3 protein-coding genes are annotated in these 1,908 nt (G+C 71.0%); 1 reads left to right on the forward strand and 2 read right to left on the reverse strand.

The genetic code is table 11. The annotated features are described in order from the left end of the window. The coding region (locus R6V09_RS52040; protein ID WP_317888386.1) for a pyridoxal-phosphate dependent enzyme at positions 1–378 on the reverse strand (378 nt) is incomplete at its 3' end. A 167-nt stretch (positions 379–545) separates the two neighbouring features. On the opposite strand from R6V09_RS52040, the gene R6V09_RS52045 reads away from it, so the two are divergent. Next, positions 546–1,250, forward strand: coding sequence for an SDR family oxidoreductase (locus R6V09_RS52045; protein WP_317888387.1), 705 nt, complete (start codon positions 546–548; stop codon positions 1,248–1,250). Here R6V09_RS52045 and R6V09_RS52050 read toward each other — a convergent pair. Beyond that, the coding region (locus R6V09_RS52050; RefSeq protein ID WP_317888388.1) for a VWA domain-containing protein at positions 1,251–1,908 on the reverse strand (658 nt) is incomplete at its 5' end. It lies immediately after the preceding gene.

A 1,908-nucleotide genomic window follows, 5' to 3' on the forward strand; every position in this document is an offset into this window, starting at 1 on the left:
CTGGTCCACGTCGCCCGCCCAGGCGATCCGGGCGCCGAACAGCCCGTCGAGGGCGAGGTTCCCGGAGCGGGACACACCCGGTGATCCGCGCAGCACCAGTACCACCGCAAGGCCCAGCCGGGCTCCGGCGGCGGCCGTCAGGCGGGCGTGGTTGCTCTGCTGGGCGCCCGTGGTGACCAGAGTGTCCGCGCCCTCGGCGAGCGCCGCGCCCACGGTCCACTCCAGCTTGCGGATCTTGTTGCCGCCGCCTCCGAGGCCGGTCAGGTCGTCGCGCTTGATCCACAGGTCGTCCGGACCGAGCCCGATCGCGGTGGCGAGGCGGGGTGCCGGTTCGACGGGGGTGGGGAAGGTGGCCAGGTCCACGTGGGGGTCGTTCATGGCGTACATCATCGCGCGCTTCGGTGGCATGTCCGCCGCATGTCTGCCGCACACCGGCTTGCCCATGGAAACCGATCGGTTTACTGTGGTCGAGGCAGGTAAACCGATCGGTTTCCAAGTCGCGCTCCCTGCGGCTGCCGCGGCTGCCCCAAGTCCGGGAGATCTCCATGACAAGCATCGAAGGTTCCGTCGTCCTCGTCACCGGCGGCAGCCGTGGCATCGGCCGCGCGCTGGTGACGGCCCTGTACGAGCGCGGCGCCAAGAAGGTGTACGCCACCGCCCGCGACCCGAAGACCGTCACTCACCCGGACGCCGTACCGCTGGCACTGGAGGTCAGCGACCCCGCGTCCGTCGCGGCGGCGGCCGAGCAGGCGCAGGACGTCACCATCGTGATCAACAACGCGGGCGCGGCAGTGAACGCGAACTTCCTGGACTCGCCCATCGAGGACGTCCGCCGCGAGTTCGAGACCAACTTCTACGGCCCGCTGCTCGTCACGCGCGCCTTCGTGCCGATCATCGAGCGCAACGGTGGCGGCCACATCCTGAACTTCCACTCGGTGCTGTCCTGGGTCGGCATCGCCGGCTCCTACAGCGCCTCCAAGGCCGCGTTCTGGTCGCAGACCAACTCCCTGCGCCTGGACCTGAAGCCGCGCGGCATCGACGTCACCGGACTGCACGTCGGCTACGTCGACACCGACATGGCCGCACACGTCGACGGGCCCAAGTCCACTCCCGAGAGCGTGGCGGCACAGGCCCTCGACGGCATCGAGTCCGGTGCCTTCGAGGTACTCGCCGACGACCTGACCCGCCAGGTCAAGGCCGGACTGTCCGCCGAAGGGGCCGCGCTGTACCCGCAGTTGGCGACCGCCTAGTCAGATCGGCAGCAACCGCCCCACCAGTGCGCTGAGTTGCTTCGCGTTCCGGCACTCGTGCATCTCGACCAGTTCCGCGTAGCCCGGCGCGGCCGAGTCGCCGGTGCCCCACTGGGCGCGTTGCTCGGGGTTCAACCAGTAGACGCGGCGGGCCCGTTGGGCGATGTATCGGACGGCCGGGAGATTCGGGTCGCTCATGTTGGTGCGGGCGTCGCCGAGGACGAACACGGTCGTGCGCGGGCCGACCGCGTCGCCGTAGCGCTCCGCGAACTCGCCCAGGGCGACGCCGTAGTCGCTGCTTCCGTGCCAGCCGGTGAGGGTGGCCTCGGCGCGGATGCGGGCGCCCAGGCCCTCGGGGTCGGCCGTGCCGTGCGCGAGCAGCGGGGTCACCTCGTCGAGGCGGTTGACGAAGGCGAACACGCGGACCTTGCTGAACTGGTCGTGCAGCGCCTGCACCAGCAGCATCGTGAAGTCGGAGAAGCCCGACACCGAGCCCGACACATCGCACAGCAGCACCAGTTCGGGCCGGACCGGCCGACGCCTGCGCAGTACCGGCCGCATCGGCACCCCGCCCGTGGAGAGTGAGCCGCGCAGGGTGCGGCGCAGGTCGATCGTGCCCCGGGAGGCGCGGCGCCGGCGGGCGGCGAGACGGGTGGCC

The sequence above is a fragment of the Streptomyces sp. W16 genome (genome assembly GCF_033194735.1).
Classification (GTDB): Bacteria; Actinomycetota; Actinomycetes; order Streptomycetales; family Streptomycetaceae; genus Streptomyces.